Origin of the sequence: Nocardiopsis sp. NPDC006198 (assembly GCF_040613895.1) — a bacterium.
GTDB classification, from domain to species: Bacteria; Actinomycetota; Actinomycetes; order Streptosporangiales; family Streptosporangiaceae; genus Nocardiopsis; species Nocardiopsis tropica.
This window is the reverse complement of sequence record NZ_JBEXSY010000036.1, coordinates 15,913-29,782: the sequence shown is the minus strand read 5'-3', so window position 1 is coordinate 29,782 and position 13,870 is coordinate 15,913. Positions and strand designations below refer to the sequence as shown.

Below are 13,870 nucleotides of genomic sequence, written 5' to 3'. Positions count from 1 at the left end.
AGGGGGGTCAGACGCCCAGGAGGGGGATGTCGTTCTTGCCGAGGTGGTAGTCGCGCACCGCGGCGACCAGCTCGGTGACGGTGAGGACGCCGTCGTTGTCGGTGTCGATCTCACCGAAGGCGTCGGCGGCCTGGGCGGTGCTCAGACCGATGGCGTCGAACCACCGCTCCAGCTCGGTCGGGTTGATCCGGCCGTCGCCGTCGGTGTCGGCGATGGTCATGATCGCCTGGATGGTCGGCTGGAGGACCTCCGAGAAGCCGGCGTCGCCCTTGCTGACGATCTCGCTCTCGGCGGCCCGGACGAAGTCCTCCTTGCTCATCCGCTCGGTGCCCGCGGACCGCGCCAGGCGGTCGAACAGGCCGAGGTAGGCGCCGCGGAGGCCCTCCGCGGCGGGGGCCGAGGCCTCGACGCCGAAGCGGCTGAGGATGCCCTCGACCTCCTGCTCGAAGTCCGCGCGCTCGATCACGCCGTTGCCGTTGTGGTCCCACAGGCGGAAGCGCTCTTCGAGGCGGTCGTTGGCCTTGACGGCGGTCGTCATCCGTTCTCCTTCAAGAGAATAGTTGGGAACAACAAAATGAATAACAAGGAGAAGGGGACTCGAATGCGATTCGAGAATCACCTTCCCCCGACTCGAATATTACCGATCCGTGGGCCCCGGAAAAGCCAATCCGGGAAAATCATCGATGCTTCGTGAAATTTATTTCGGACATTCTTCGACATTTTCCGCGGACGGTGTCCGGAAGACCTCGGCCACGGTCCCGGGGCTCCCCTGCCGGAACACCACCGGCTCCTCCGGTCGCAGCGCCAGATCGCGCCCCGTGGGGGCCGGGTCCGCGTGGATGAGCACGTTGTAGTGGTTCGGCGTGTGGCAGGCGTCGAACCCCAGCACCACGCCCACCCGGCGCGGGCCGATCCACACCTCGTCGCCCCGGTCCACGACGCCGGCGGCGGTGATCTCGGCGAACCCCAGGAACCCCACGCGGTCGATCCGGGCGCCCTCCGCGGTGTCGGTGTGGTCGGTGGCGACCAGCTCGTGGACCTCCCCCGCGCGCACGCACCGGCTCGCGAACGGTTCCAGCCGCATGCCGCGCTCGGTCCTGCGGTGGACCAGGACCTTGAGCAGGGTGGCGGCCACGTCGCGCTTGGCGCCGTCCTCGTGCGGATTCACCGGGCGGCCCTCTCCCCGAGCTCCGCCGCGCGGTAGGCCTCGCCGACCAGGCGCAGCGCCGACACCCCCGCGCCGTCGTCGGTCCGCCCTTCGCGCACCCGGCGCGCGAAGTCGGCGGCGATGCCCTCGTACTCGTGCCAGAGGGACTCCTTGAAGGCGGGGCGGCCGGCCAGCAGGTCGGCCGCCCACACCTGCCCGTCCGCCGTTCTCACCACCACGTCCTTGCGCTCCCCCGGATGGGACCAGTCCAGCAGCACCCGGGCGCGGGCTCCCCCCGCGCGCAGGGCGACGTCCGCCCTCCGGTCCACCCCCGCGTCGTCGTACTCCACCCGGGCCCCGGTCACCTCGGCCCGGCCCAGCAGGGTCTCCACCAGGTCGAAGGCGTTGGGTCCGTTGTCGGCCACGCACCCGCCGCCGCAGCGGCCCGGATCCAGGTACCAGGTGTCCTCCCCGGCGTGCTCCTCGATCCGCTCCAGGTAGCGCACGGTCACCTCCGCCACCGCGCGCTCCCCGATCCGGTGACGCAGCGCGGCGAACCCGGAGTTGTACCGGCGGTGGAAGGCCGTGGTCAGCGGCACCCCCCGGTCCCGGGACAGGGCGGCCAGGGCCTCCCCCTCCGCGAGGTCCAGGGCGAGGGGCTTCTCCGCGCACACCGCGACACCGGCCGCGAGGGCGTCGGCGCAGATCCGGGCGTGCGCGTCGTTGGGGGCCGTGACCACGACCGCGGCCAGGTCCGCCTCCGCCAGCATCCGCGTGTGGTCGGTGTAGCCCGCCGCCCCCGGCGGCGGGTCCGCGACCCTCGACGGGTTCAGGTCGCACACGGCCGCGAGCTCCCAGTCGGTGGAGGCCGACAGCGCCGCCAGGTGGAACCGGGAGATGACCCCCAGGCCGACCACCCCCACGCGCAGGGGCCCCCTCATCGTCCCTCCCCCGCGAGCGCCGGCGCCGGGATCCCCGCCCGCGCGGCCACGTCCGCCAGTTCGGCGTACAGGCCGGCGGCCAGCGGCACCCCCGTGGCGCGGCGCTCCCGCGCCGTGCGGTGCTCGTGCCAGCCGGGGTAGCGCACCGGGTCGCCGGGGGCGGCCGGAGGGCACGCCGTCACCACGCCGAACAGCTCCTCGGCGTCGGCCGGCGCCCCCTCGCGCAGCGCGTCGGGGGCGATCGCCAGCATCAGGAAGCCGATGTCGTCGTCCCGGCCGGAGGGCCCGCCGTCCCCGGACAGGGCGTCGGGGTCCGGGCCCCGCCCGGCGCCGGAGACCACCGCGGACAGCACCTCCACCAGCAGGCCGAGGCCGAAGCCCTTGAACCGCCCCGCCTCGCCGCCCAGCCACATCAGGTGCGCACGCCCGGCGTCGAACGCCGCCGGGTCGGTGACGGGGGCGCCGTGGTCGTCGCACAGCACCCCCTCCGGCAGCCGCCGACCCTCGCGGGCGGCCTGCCGGACCCGGCCGGTGGGCGCCGCCGTGGTGCTCATGTCCAGCAGGAACGGCGGATGCGCACCGGCCGGGGCCGCGGCGCTGAGGGGGTTGGTCCCCAACAGGGCCACGGCCCCGCCCGGCGGCCGCGCGATGCGCTGGCGGCCGCAGTTGCTCGCGACCACGCCGATCATGCCGCGTTCGACGGCGCGCAGTGCGTGGTAGCCGGCGCAGCCCAGGTGCGTGGCCCCGCGTACCGACACCAGGCCCACCCCGTGCTCCCCGGCCCGCCGCGCGGCGAGGTCCATCGCCTCCGACGCGGCCCACAGGCCGAGGGCGCGCCGGGCGTCGAGCAGCACGGCGGCGCCGAGGTCGGCCAGCACGCGGGGCTCCGCGCCGGGGTCCGCCCTCCCCTCGTCGAGCAGGGGGAGGTAGAGCCCGGCCAGGTTGGCGACCCCGTGGGAGTCCATTCCGGTGAGGTCCCCGTGGCACAGGGCGCGCGCCGCCTCCGCGGCCCGGCCGCGGGGCAGGCCCCGGCCGGCGAAGACCTCCGTGAGGAAGGCGAGCAGCGCGTCGTGGTCGACCGTCACGGTCGCCCGTTCCTGTGCCGGCGGTGACTCTGGGGAGAGGGTGGTCACGATCCTCCGTCGGTGTCGTCGGTGTCGTCGGTGAAGGCGGTCAGGAGACGGGCCACCGTGTCGGCGTACCCGTCGAGGTCGCGGAGGCGGACGCGCTCGTCGTCGCCGTGCGCGCCGTCGGCGTCCAGGTCGCCCGGTCCCAGCACGACGGTGCAGGTGTCCGGGACGTCCGCCATCCAGATGGCGTCGCAGGTGAAGGCGGGTTCGCCGGCCGGCCAGGCGGGCACCCCGGCCCGGCGCAGCAGGTCGTGCCCCCACCGGTCGCGGTCGTCCAGGACAGGCAGGCCGCGCTTGGGCCAGTCCAGGCGGGTGAGGCGGCGCGCGTCGGCCGCGGTCCGGGCGAAGAGGGCGGTGTCGGCGAAGGCGGAGCCGAACTCCGCCAGCGCGGTGTCGAAGGCGCCCCGCACCGCCTCCTCCAGGGTCCTGCCGGCGCGGGCGTCGGCGTAGGACAGGTTGAGGAGCAGGTCGCCGGAGCCGTACACGCGGTTGTGCAGTGTGCCCGTGTGCAGCCCGGCCACGCACACCGCGCCGTTCCGGGCGTGGGCGTCCAGGGCGCGGCCCATGCGCTGGGCGAGGAACCCCAGCAGCACCGAGGCGTTGTGCCCGCTGTGGGGCCGGTCGTCCACGGCGTCGTCGCCGCGCACCGAGACACGGGCGGTCATCGAGGCCGTGGAGCGGGTGAGGAACCGTCCGGACGTGGGTTCGCAGAACACGTTGACGCGGCCGGTGTGACCCAGTCCGACCAGGGGGCGGGTGCCCAGGACGCCCATGGCCCCGCCCTCCTCCCCCGCGACCGCCTGGACGAGGACGGCGGTGTCGCGGCCCAGGGCCGGCGAGCGCTCCAGGGCGGCGCGCACCCCGGCCAGGAGCGCCACCGCGGGCCCCTTGGCGTCGACGGCGCCGCGGCCGCGGAAGACCTCGCCGTCGAAGGAGGCGGCGGGGCCGCCCGCGACGGTGTCCATGTGCACGTTGAACATGACCGTGCGCTCGCGCGGCACGGCGTCGGGGCCGAGCCTCAGGACCAGGCTGGGCTGGCAGGCGAGGAAGCCGGGGTCGGCGGCGGCCTCGCGCACCGTCTCGGGCACGCCGGGCGCCTCCAGGTCGGCGGGGTCGGCGGGGGCGTGGCGGACCACCCGGAACCCGAGCCGCCCGGCGGCGCGGGCGTAGTCGCGCTGGGCCTCCCACAGCCGGGGCGCCGGGCCCGCGGCCCCGGTCTCCAGGGGGCCGGCCGTGGGGGCGGCCAGCAGCCGCATCAGCAGGGAGCGCTCGTCACCGGTGAGCGTCATCGGACCGCCTCCGCGCGCCAGACCCGGCGCACCGTCTCCTCCAGGGCCCGCCCGTACTCGACGAACCCGGCCGCGTCCCCCCGGCCGGGGTCGCCGGTTCCCCGCAGGTGGGGGCGCAGGTGCAGGTGGGGTTCGATGGACAGTGCGCCCCGGTAGCCGTGGCCGGCCAGGATCCGCAGGCACTCGTCCACCCCGGCCCGCCCCCGGCCGGGCAGCACGTAGGCGGTGTCCCCTCCGGGGGCGTCGACGGCGTCCTTGACGTGGACGTGGGCCACGTACTCCACGAGCGGGCGCAGCATCGCGGCGGCGTCGTAGCCGTGGGCGACACCGTTGCCGGTGTCGAACAGCACCCGCAGCGCCGGGCTGTCGACGTGGGCCAGCAGGTCCAGGACGCGGGCGGCGTCCTCCCCCGCCCATCCGGCGCAGTTCTCGTGCGCCAGGACCAGGCCGGCGTCCTCGGCGCGGTCGGCCAGCACGCGCATCCGCGTGCGGACCACGCGCCCCCACCCGGGCTCGGCCAGGCCCCCGGAGGGGAAGGACATGATCCGCACCGTGCGCGTGCCCAGGACCGCGCAGCGCCGGGCGAGCACGTCCAGCTCGGCCAGGTCGACGGCGAAGTCCCCGGTGGCGGGCCGGGACCAGTCGCCGATCTTGGCGGCGACGGCGACCACCTCCACCCCGGCCGCGCGGATGCGCTCCGCGGCCCGCGCGAAGGCGGCGTCGTCCGTCTCGGCGACCGGCACGCCGTCCAGGGTGCGCAGCTCCAGCAGGTTCCAGCCGAGCGCGCGCACGGCGGCGATCTGGCCGGGCAGCCCGGGGGCGGCCTCGTCGCCGATCCCCGCCAGGCGGGGTGTCTCAGACGCGGACGGCACTGTCGGCCTCCCGGGGGTCGTCGGTGCGGGAGGAGCAGAGGTTCTTCGCCTCGGACAGCAGGCGGACGGCCTCCACGTGGACGGGCAGGTCCCCCCTGGCGCGCCGGGGCCGGGAGTAGCGGGTGTAGCAGGCGCGCAGGAACGCGGTGAAGGCGTCGTCGTGGAAGGCCGAGCGGGTGGGGGCCCGCCCCGGCACCGCCACCGACAGCTGGGCGGTGTGGTCGGCCTCGCTGCACGGGTAGTGGCCGGTCAGGACGACCTCGTCGAACTCCAGCACGATGCGCCGCTCGCGCAGCGGGGAGGTCAGGTCGGACTCGATCCGGGTGAGCACGCCGGTGTGGTGCACGAGGTCCAGGCGGGCGCCGCCCAGGCCCGGCAGGCGCGTCCCGTCGACGACCATGTCCTCCAGTCCGGCCGCGGCGACGTCGGCGCCTCCCGCGAGCGCCACGACCACGGCGAGGGCGTGGGGGACCTCGATGTCGAAGGCGGTGGGGTGCCCCGGCGACCCCAGGGACCTGGTGAACCGGGGCTTGTGCTGGAGCACCGTGATCGCGCGCAGCGCCCCGAAGGCGCCGGAGCGCCGGGCCGCCGACAGCCGCCTGCTCAACGCGCTGGCCGACCAGGGGGTGGAGACGGCGAGGTCGAGGTCCCAGCGGCGGCGCAGCCGCGCGATCGCGGCCAGTTCGACGAGGTCCAGGGCCAGCGGCTTCTCCACGATGATGCTGCGGTAGCCCAGGCGGGCCAGGGTTTCCAGCGGCTCCGCGCGCAGGTGGGGCGGGGTGCACAGGTGGACCACGGTGTCCCGCGGCGGGCGGCGGCGCGCCGCCTCCTCGGGGGAGGCGACCGCCAGGAGCCCGTCCGCCCCGGGACACAGGGGGTCGTGGCCCATCACCGGGCCCGGGGCGAAGAGGGAGGGGGCCGCCGCCCGCGCCTTGGCGAGCGACGGCAGGTGCAGCCCTCTTCCCGATCTGCCCAGGCCGACGATGAGGGTGTGCAGCATGGAGGGTGCGCGCCTTTCCGTTCGCCGTCATCCTCGTTCCGCGCCCTTCCGGACGGGCGGAACCATCGAACGGAGACCCAGCGTGGAGCACCACGGAAAAAGCGTCAAAACGCGAAACCTCCACCCGCGTCCCAAACCCCACCCCCGACTACTCCTTAATCGGGGGAAACAAGCAGACAAAGCAGGCGTATTGGAAATGCTTAATTTTGCCGCTTTGTCCGGTCTCCGCGGGTCAGGCCACGGAGAAGCTGAACAGGCCGCTGGGCGGGGCGTGCCAGCCCCGGTCGGGGGCCACGGTCACCCCGGGCCCCAGGCACCGCGTCCCGGCGTGGAGGCGCACGTCCGCGTCGGTCAGGTTGACCAGGACGTGGGCCGTCCCGGGGAGGCGCACGCAGCTTCCCGAGGCGGGGTCGGAGTAGCGCACGAGATCCTCGAACTCGGTCGTGAAGACCACGACCTCACCGGTCGCCGCCTGCGCGGGAGAGGCACCCAGGAGGACACTGCCCAGGAGCGCCGCGGCCACGGTGGACGAAAACTTCATTCCACCATCCTTTCTGATTTCATGTGCGTTTCACGGAGGCGGCCTCCTCGCCCGGGGAGGACGCGGAGGTTCGCCGGAACGATCTTCTCCGAAAGCCTCGTCCGGCACAACCGGAATGCCGAAAGGCATTTTCGGCCCACCGGCCGACCGTGGATAGAAGCATTACGACGTGGCTACATAAAATCAATAAATGCAATCTTATGCTGACGAAACGGACCCGATCCGGCGCCTTCTCCGACCCTGCGGGACCGGGGCCCTCGGAGCTCGCGGAAGTCCCGGCCGGCGGCCTTCCCCGGCACCGGCCGGGACCGGGGGCGGCGGCCGCCCGGCACGTGTGCCCCGCCCGGAGGGGCGCGGGCCTCCCGGCCCCCGCGGCGCCCTCCGCTCCCGGCGGTGTGCACCGTCCGGACGGTACGGTTCCTCTGTGGAGCTCCACGGCCCGTGGACGGCTCCCACACGCAGCGGGCGAGGCGGACGGGTCCCCCGCCCTCGCCCCCGACCCGGAGGATTCGAGTGCCTATCAGGAACAGGAACGTGCTCATCGCGGGCGGCGGGGCGGCCGGTCCCGTGCTCGCCCACTGGCTGGCCCGGCACGGGTTCGCGCCGACGGTCGTCGAACGCGCGCCGGAGCCGGCCGCGGGCGGCCACCTCGTCGAGGTGTCCCCGCAGGGGATGGGCGTGCTGGACCGGATGGGCGTGGGCGAGAGGGTCCGGGCCGAGGGCGGGCCCCTCCCCGACGTGCACTCCTACATCAGCGGGCGCGAACGGCCGATCGTGCTGCCGCAGGGGCACGTGGGCGCGGTCGCGATCAGGAGCGGGAACCTGTCCCGCCTCCTGCGCGACCGCGCGGGCGAGGGCGTCGAGTACCTCTTCGGCGACTCCGTCACCTCCCTGGACGAGGACGCCGACGGCGTGGACGTCGGCTTCGCGCACGCGCCCGGGCGCCGCTTCGACCTGGTGGTGGGCGCCGACGGCCCGGACTCCCCCGTCCGCCGGCTGGTGTTCGGCTCCGACGCCGACGGACAGGTCGAGCACCTGGACGCCAACCTCGCCGCCTTCGAGATCGACAACCACCTCGGCGTCGGCGACGTGATGATGTGCCGCGTGTGGCCCTACCGGGGGTGCGTCGTCACGACGTTCCCCGGCAACGACCGGCTGGAGGTGGAGTTCCTGATGCGCAACAGGACCCCGGCCGCTCCGGCCGAGATGGACATGGAGGCGAGGTACCGCTTCCTGGAGGAGGTCTACGGGGAGGACGGCTGGGAGGTCCCCGGCCTGCTGCGGGCCATGCGCGGGGCGGACGTGCGCCTCGCGCCGTCGACCCAGGTCAGGCTGGACGTGTGGAGCAGGGGCCGGACCGTCCTGGTGGGCGACGCGGCCCACGCGGCGGACCCGATGGCGGGCCAGGGGACGGCCCTGGCCCTGATGGGCGCGACGGCGCTGGCCGGGGAGCTGGTCTTCGCCGAGGGCGACCACGAGCGCGCCTACTTCTCGTACGAGGCGTCCATGCGCGGGACGGTGCGGGAGGCGCAGAGCCTGGGGTCCGCCCTCACCAGGGACTACGCGCCGGAGGGCAGCAGGGGGGAGGTGTGGCTGCGCGAGCGGGCCGATGCCGCCCTGCTGCTGGGCAGCCGCCTCATGGCCCAGTACGGCGCACGGTCCGGCTACGAGTACGTGGGCGACGGCTTCCCCGCCGACCGCTACGCGCGCATCCTCTCCCCCTGACCGGGCCCCGGGGGGCCCGCCCGGCCCGGCCCGGACCGGCGCGGTGCGCCCCGCCGGTCCGGGCCGGGCGCGGGTCAGCCGCAGTTGGTGGCGGGCAGGGTGATCGTGGCGTTGCCGATCGTGCCGCCCCAGTTCATGCAGTACCCCGCTCCGCTGCGGTAGACCGGCCCGGCGTAGGTGGTGTAGTCGCCGGAGTCGCGCACCCAGGCGCTCTCCCCCGTCCTGCGGACCATGGCCTCCATGTGGGTGGCGGCGCCGGGGTTCGTGCGCACGGTCACCACGCAGTTGTAGCCGTTGGAACTGTTGTAGGTCAGGAACGCGGTCCCCCGGTTGTCGGGGAACTCGATCCTGTTGACCACGGCGTACCCGCTGCCGCAGGCGCCGTTGTAGGCGGCGGCCGCGGCCGGGGCCGCCGAGAGGAGCGAACCCGCGGCGACGGCCGCGCAGAGCACGCTCGTGGCGATGGTTTTCCGGAGCTTGTCCATGTCACTTCCCCGCATCTGTCGCGCCGGGTCCGGCGCGGGGGACATCGTCTCCGGGACGGCTTCCGTTCCCCTTCTCATCCGCTTGCGTCCGGTCCTCCGTCCGGCGGGCGCGGCCGGGCCGTGCCGGAGGACCGGCGGCCCCGCGCGGACGGCCGGGGCGGACGGCCGGGGCGGGCGGGGCCGGAGCGGTGTGCGGTCAGCGCTCCCCGCCCTCCCTCAGGGCGCCGGTGATCCGGTGGTAGAGGCCCCCGGAGGTGAGGCCGCCGTCCACGACCATCTCCGCGCCCGTGACGTAGCGGGACGCGTCGGACAGCAGGAAGAGCACGACCTCGGCGATCTCGTCCGCGCCGGCGACCCGCCCGGCGGGCACCGAGCGCAGGCTCTCGTCGACGAAGTCGTCCGACCCGGAGCGGAGCAGCGGCGTGTCCACCAGGCCGGGGTGCAGGGAGTTCACCCGCACCCCCGCCCCGGCGAACTCCAGGGCGCCGACCTTGCTCAGCCCGCGCACGGCCCACTTGCTCGCGCCGTAGCCGGCCGCGAAGTAGCCGGTCATGCCCGCGACGGAGGACACGTTGACCACCGAGGCCGAACCGGATCCCCGCAGCAGCGGAGCCGTGTACTTCATCCCGTAGAACACGCCGGACAGGTTGATGTCGACCACCCGCCGCCAGTCCTCGTCGGCGGTGTCCTCGATCCCGAAGCGGTGGCTGACCCCGGCGTTGTTGACGAGGCCGTCGAGCCGCCCGTCCTCCCGGCCGATCCGGTCGCGCAGCTCCCGCCAGCCCGCGGGGTCGCGGACGTCCAGGCGCGCGGACCGCGCCGAGCCCCCCTCCGCGCGGATCCGGGCCGCGACCTCCTCCCCTCCCTCCTCCGCGAGGTCGGCCACCCAGACGCGCGCCCCCTCGGCGCCCAGCGCCAGGGCCTCCGCCCTGCCCATGCCCCCGGCCGCCCCGGTCACCAGGACGGTCCGTCCGGCCAGTCCGTGCTTCATGTCAGCTCCTTCCTCGGTGTGCTCCGTACTCAGTCGACGCGCAGCTCGGTGCCGCGTGTCTCGGCGACGAAGAAGACCGTCACCAGGGTGATCAGGGCGGTCAGGACGAAGTAGGCCGCGGGCGCCAGCGGTTGGCCGGTCGCGCCGATCAGCCAGGTCGCCACGAACGGCGCGGTGCCGCCGAGGACCGTGTTGGTCACGTTGTTGCCGAGCGCGATCCCGCTGTAGCGGGTGGAGGCGCTGAGCATCTCCGCGTAGGTGACGAACGAGGCCCCGTTGACGACCGAGACGCAGACGAACAGGACCGACTGCCCGACGACCGCGGCCCAGGCGGGGCCGGCGGCCATCATCATGAACATCGGGAACCCGAGGAGCGTCGCGCCGACGCTCCCGATGAGGATGACCTTCTTCCGGCCGATCGTGTCGGCCAGGTAGCCGGAGAGCGGGAGCGTGGCCGCGCCGACCACCATCGCCACCGCGGTGGAGGCGAAGGCCAGCTGCGACGAGTGGCCGGCCGTGGTCTGGAGGTAGGTGGCCGCGTACACCGAGACGATGTAGTACCCGCCGGTGATGACCGCGCCCAGGCCGATGATCTTCAGCACCGACCGCCAGTTGGTCACCAGCAGGGTCTTGACCGGTACCTTCTTCGTCTCGCCCTGGTCGGCCAGCTCCTTGAACTGCGGGGTGTCGTCGAGGTGGCTGCGGATGTACAGGCCGATCACGCCGATGGGGAGGCTGAGCAGGAACGGGATCCGCCACGCCCAGTCCAGCATCTGCTGCTCGGTGAACAGCGAGGTGGCCGCGAGCGCCACCAGCGCGGCGAACAGCGATCCGAGGTAGGTCCCGGAGTTGACCAGCGAGGTCTGGGTGGCCCGCCAGCGGGTGGGGGCCGACTCCGCGACGAACGCGTTGGCGCCGCCCAGCTCGCCGCCCGCCGCGAACCCCTGCACGCAGCGGCACAGGACCAGCAGGGCGGTCGCCCACACGCCCAGCGTGACGTAGGTGGGCAGCAGTCCGATGACGGCGGTGGCCGCCACCATCAGGAGGATGGTCCACGACAGGGCCCTCTTGCGCCCGTACCTGTCCCCGATGTGTCCGAAGAGGATGCCGCCGGGAACGCGCATGAAGAACGCGACGGCGAAGGCGGCGAACGTGCCCAGGAGCGCCGCCGTCGGATCCTCCGAGACGAAGAAGAGCATCGCCACGAAGGTGGCCATGTACCCGTAGATGCCGAAGTCGTAGTACTCGACGACGGTGCCGATGACGGCCGCCCGGATGACCTTCACCCGGGACTGGAAGCCCCCGTCGGCGTGCGTCGTGCCCGGTCCGTCCGCGGACCTGTGGTCCAGTGGCATGCTGCCTCCTCGGGCAGGGTCGGACCGGGGGCGTGCGGGCCGCCCGGTCCTGGTGGTTCAGGGGGGAAGAAGGGGGGTGCGGCGCGGGGGTCAGCCCCGGGCCGCCGCCCCGCGGCCGGCGATGCGGCCCATGGTGATCGCGTTGGCGACGGCGTTGCCGCCGCCGACGTAGCGCAGTCCGAGGACTCCGGCCCCGGCCTCCCCCGCCGCGAAGAGCCCGGGGATGGCGCGGCCCTCGCGGTCGCGCACGGCCGCCCGGGGGTCGATCTCCATCCCGGCGTGCGTGCAGACGAGTTCGGTCGGGAGGAGGAGTGCCGCGTGGAAGGGTCCCTCCCCGATGGGGTCGGGGTCCTCCTGGCCCTTGTCCCGCAGGCTGAGGTGGCGCAGGAAGCGCTCGTCCTCCCCGTGCGGGAGCTGGGTGTTCCAGGCGTCCACGGTGGCGCGCAGGGCTCCGGGCGGCACCCCCATCAGTCCGGCGAGCCCCTCCAGGGTGTCGGCCCGCAGCGTCCTGCCCGCGTCGGCCTCCTCGGTGACGCGCTCCGGCGTCCAGTCCGCGTAGCCGGAGGGCAGGGAGGCCCTGGCCCTGTCGTCGAAGACGCACCAGACGGGGCCGTCCTGGGCGTCGATGACGCCGCTGGAGACCGCGTAGGACGCGTCCTCGTCCATGAACCGCCGTCCGGCCCTGTTGACGTACACCCGCGAGACGGGCGGGAACCCGGACTGCCAGTGGTGGTACCGCTGGAAGTAGGCGGTGGGCAGGCGCAGCCCCCGGCCCGCCCCGGTGACCGAGGCCCCGACCCCGTCCGCGAAGCGGATGTGGTCGCCGCGGCTCCCCGGGGCGGCGACGACGAACGCGTGCTCGCCCGCCTCCAGAGCCGCGGGGTAGTACTCCCGGAGGAGCCCGGGGTCCCGGGCGAGCCCCCCGGTCGTGACCACGACCGCTCCCGCGCGGACCTCGACGCCGTCGGCGACGACGCCGACCACCCGGCCGTCCTCCGCCAGGAGCCGTTCGACCCGGGTGTTGAGCACGGTCTCGACACCGTGCCGGCGGCAGGCGGCCGCCAGCACCTGGACCAGGCCGAGGCCCTGGTCCCTGGGGACGTGGCCGCGCCGGACGTCCTCGACGCCGGCCCGGCACAGGCCGGGCATGTGCGCGTTCGTGGAGATCCGCGCGGGGATCTCCACGCCCAGCCCGATGAGCCATTCCAGGGTGGGCCCCGCGTTCTCGCAGAAGGCGCGGACGAGCCCCGGTTCCAGCATCCACTGGTTCAGGTCCATGTAGTGCTGGTAGAACCGCTCGGCGGTGTCCTCCACGCCCGCGCCGCGCTGGACGCTCGTGCCGGCGGCGGTGAACAGCCCGGCGGAGAGCTGGGTCGACCCGCCGAGTTCGGTCTCGGCCTCGAACAGCAGCACGCCCGCACCGGCCTCCGCCGCGGTGGCCGCCGCGGCGAGCCCGGCCCCTCCGCCTCCGACGACGACGACGTCGACGGTCTCCCCCGCCCCGGTGGCCGGCTCAGACATGGCGCGATCCCCCGTCCACGGCGATGCTGTGCCCGGTCACGTAGCGGCTGCTGTCGGAGAGCAGGAACAGCAGGACGCCGACGACCTCCTCCGGGGAGCCGACCCGGTGCAGGGGGACGTGGTCGAGGGCGGCGGCGAGCGCCTCGGGGTCGTCCTGGAGCCAGCGGGTCATCTCGGTGTCGATGAACCCGGGGGCGATGGCGTTGACGCGGATGCCCCGGTCCCCGAGTTCGACGGCGAGCGACTCCGTCAGGTGGGCGACGGCGGCCTTGGAGGCGCAGTAGGCCGCGCGGCCCCGGCGCACCCGTACCGCGGAGACCGAGGACATGTTCACGATGGCGCCGCCCGGCCCCATGTGGCGGGCGGCCGCCTGGGCCCCGTGCAGGACCCCCTTGACGTTGACGTCGAGGACGGCGGAGACCTGGTCCGCGGAGATGTCCCCGACCAGGGCGTACGGGAAGACCCCGGCGTTGTTGACCCAGTAGTCGAGGGAGCCGGTCCCCCGGACGGCGGCGAGGGCGAGCTCGTCCTGCTGGGCCGGGTCGGCGACGTCGACGCGGTGGGCGGCGACCCGCCCCGGCCGGACGCCGCCCGGCCTCCCGGCCAGCTCGCGGTTGATCTCGTCGGCGGTCAGCTCCATCCCGGCGTCGTCGAGGTCCGCGCCGACGACGTCGACCCCCCGGGCGGCCAGCGCCGCCGTGAAGGCGCGGCCCATGCCGCGCGCCGCGCCGGTGACGACGGCGGTGCGCCCGGCCATCTCGGGGTGGACGGCCTCCATGGGTCGGTCGACGACGCGTGCGGGACCGGTGCCCTCGTGCTGGGTCATGGGACGTGCCTTTCGGTGGATGTGCGGGGGTCTCTCGGCGGGAGGGG

Annotated in this window: 14 protein-coding genes; 1 reads left to right on the top strand and 13 read right to left on the bottom strand. The window is 74.5% G+C overall.

Annotated elements, in window-relative coordinates:
- Window positions 1-7 precede the first annotated feature (7 nt).
- From ABZ234_RS22220 to ABZ234_RS22185, 8 genes are all read right to left on the bottom strand, one after another.
- A complete protein-coding gene (locus tag ABZ234_RS22220; RefSeq protein WP_355013299.1) occupies window positions 8-538 on the bottom strand; it encodes an EF-hand domain-containing protein in 531 nt (176 codons plus the stop codon).
- A gap of 159 nt (window positions 539-697) precedes the next feature.
- Complete coding sequence (locus ABZ234_RS22215; RefSeq protein ID WP_355013298.1) at window positions 698-1,168, bottom strand: hypothetical protein; 471 nt, start codon at window positions 1,166-1,168, stop codon at window positions 698-700.
- On the bottom strand, window positions 1,165-2,088 hold the full coding sequence (locus ABZ234_RS22210; RefSeq protein ID WP_355013297.1) for a Gfo/Idh/MocA family oxidoreductase: 924 nt from the start codon (window positions 2,086-2,088) through the stop codon (window positions 1,165-1,167). Before ABZ234_RS22210 ends, ABZ234_RS22215 begins: the two co-directional genes overlap by 4 nt.
- Window positions 2,085-3,173, bottom strand: coding sequence for an Ldh family oxidoreductase (locus tag ABZ234_RS22205; RefSeq protein WP_355013296.1), 1,089 nt, complete (start codon window positions 3,171-3,173; stop codon window positions 2,085-2,087). Before ABZ234_RS22205 ends, ABZ234_RS22210 begins: the two co-directional genes overlap by 4 nt.
- Before the next feature lie 44 nt (window positions 3,174-3,217).
- A complete protein-coding gene (locus tag ABZ234_RS22200) occupies window positions 3,218-4,507 on the bottom strand; it encodes a M20/M25/M40 family metallo-hydrolase (protein ID WP_355013295.1) in 1,290 nt (429 codons plus the stop codon).
- The gene (locus tag ABZ234_RS22195) at window positions 4,504-5,379 is read right to left on the bottom strand and encodes a sugar phosphate isomerase/epimerase family protein (protein ID WP_352983475.1); all 876 of its coding nucleotides are present in this window, start codon (window positions 5,377-5,379) and stop codon (window positions 4,504-4,506) included. Before ABZ234_RS22195 ends, ABZ234_RS22200 begins: the two co-directional genes overlap by 4 nt.
- A complete protein-coding gene (locus ABZ234_RS22190) occupies window positions 5,363-6,379 on the bottom strand; it encodes an oxidoreductase (RefSeq protein ID WP_267948706.1) in 1,017 nt (338 codons plus the stop codon). The genes ABZ234_RS22195 and ABZ234_RS22190 overlap by 17 nt, the downstream gene beginning before the upstream one ends.
- Before the next feature lie 232 nt (window positions 6,380-6,611).
- A complete protein-coding gene (locus ABZ234_RS22185) occupies window positions 6,612-6,920 on the bottom strand; it encodes a hypothetical protein (protein WP_267948705.1) in 309 nt (102 codons plus the stop codon).
- Between the two features lie 513 nt (window positions 6,921-7,433).
- On the opposite strand from ABZ234_RS22185, the gene ABZ234_RS22180 reads away from it, so the two are divergent.
- Window positions 7,434-8,645, top strand: coding sequence for an FAD-dependent monooxygenase (locus ABZ234_RS22180; protein ID WP_344183158.1), 1,212 nt, complete (start codon window positions 7,434-7,436; stop codon window positions 8,643-8,645).
- Window positions 8,646-8,719: 74 nt separating this feature from the next.
- Here the strand turns inward: ABZ234_RS22180 and ABZ234_RS22175 are convergent, their stop codons facing one another.
- The 5 genes from ABZ234_RS22175 to ABZ234_RS22155 form a co-directional block, all read right to left on the bottom strand.
- Window positions 8,720-9,130, bottom strand: coding sequence for a spore-associated protein A (locus ABZ234_RS22175; RefSeq protein ID WP_267948703.1), 411 nt, complete (start codon window positions 9,128-9,130; stop codon window positions 8,720-8,722).
- Window positions 9,131-9,326: 196 nt separating this feature from the next.
- Window positions 9,327-10,121 carry an SDR family NAD(P)-dependent oxidoreductase gene (locus ABZ234_RS22170; protein WP_355013294.1) on the bottom strand — a complete coding sequence of 265 codons (795 nt, stop codon included), beginning with the start codon at window positions 10,119-10,121 and terminating at the stop codon, window positions 9,327-9,329.
- Between the two features lie 29 nt (window positions 10,122-10,150).
- Window positions 10,151-11,476 carry an MFS transporter gene (locus ABZ234_RS22165; protein WP_355013293.1) on the bottom strand — a complete coding sequence of 442 codons (1,326 nt, stop codon included), beginning with the start codon at window positions 11,474-11,476 and terminating at the stop codon, window positions 10,151-10,153.
- Between the two features lie 90 nt (window positions 11,477-11,566).
- Window positions 11,567-12,997 (bottom strand): FAD-dependent oxidoreductase, encoded by a 1,431-nt coding sequence (locus ABZ234_RS22160; RefSeq protein WP_355013292.1) that lies wholly within the window; start codon window positions 12,995-12,997, stop codon window positions 11,567-11,569.
- Window positions 12,990-13,823, bottom strand: a complete 834-nt coding sequence (locus tag ABZ234_RS22155; protein ID WP_355013291.1) for an SDR family NAD(P)-dependent oxidoreductase — start codon at window positions 13,821-13,823, stop codon at window positions 12,990-12,992. The genes ABZ234_RS22160 and ABZ234_RS22155 overlap by 8 nt, the downstream gene beginning before the upstream one ends.
- Between the last annotated feature and the right edge of the window lie 47 nt (window positions 13,824-13,870).

What these genes read in the sequence shown, in the direction of transcription:
- ABZ234_RS22185 (WP_267948705.1), bottom strand. Translation starts at nt 6,920, where the DNA reads ATGAAGTTTTCGTCCACCGTGGCCGCGGCGCTCCTGGGCAGTGTCCTC.
- ABZ234_RS22165 (WP_355013293.1), bottom strand. Translation starts at nt 11,476, where the DNA reads ATGCCACTGGACCACAGGTCCGCGGACGGACCGGGCACGACGCACGCC.
- ABZ234_RS22220 (WP_355013299.1), bottom strand. Translation starts at nt 538, where the DNA reads ATGACGACCGCCGTCAAGGCCAACGACCGCCTCGAAGAGCGCTTCCGC.
- ABZ234_RS22155 (WP_355013291.1), bottom strand. Translation starts at nt 13,823, where the DNA reads ATGACCCAGCACGAGGGCACCGGTCCCGCACGCGTCGTCGACCGACCC.
- ABZ234_RS22160 (WP_355013292.1), bottom strand. Translation starts at nt 12,997, where the DNA reads ATGTCTGAGCCGGCCACCGGGGCGGGGGAGACCGTCGACGTCGTCGTC.
- ABZ234_RS22175 (WP_267948703.1), bottom strand. Translation starts at nt 9,130, where the DNA reads ATGGACAAGCTCCGGAAAACCATCGCCACGAGCGTGCTCTGCGCGGCC.
- ABZ234_RS22210 (WP_355013297.1), bottom strand. Translation starts at nt 2,088, where the DNA reads ATGAGGGGGCCCCTGCGCGTGGGGGTGGTCGGCCTGGGGGTCATCTCC.
- ABZ234_RS22200 (WP_355013295.1), bottom strand. Translation starts at nt 4,507, where the DNA reads ATGACGCTCACCGGTGACGAGCGCTCCCTGCTGATGCGGCTGCTGGCC.
- ABZ234_RS22170 (WP_355013294.1), bottom strand. Translation starts at nt 10,121, where the DNA reads ATGAAGCACGGACTGGCCGGACGGACCGTCCTGGTGACCGGGGCGGCC.
- ABZ234_RS22190 (WP_267948706.1), bottom strand. Translation starts at nt 6,379, where the DNA reads ATGCTGCACACCCTCATCGTCGGCCTGGGCAGATCGGGAAGAGGGCTG.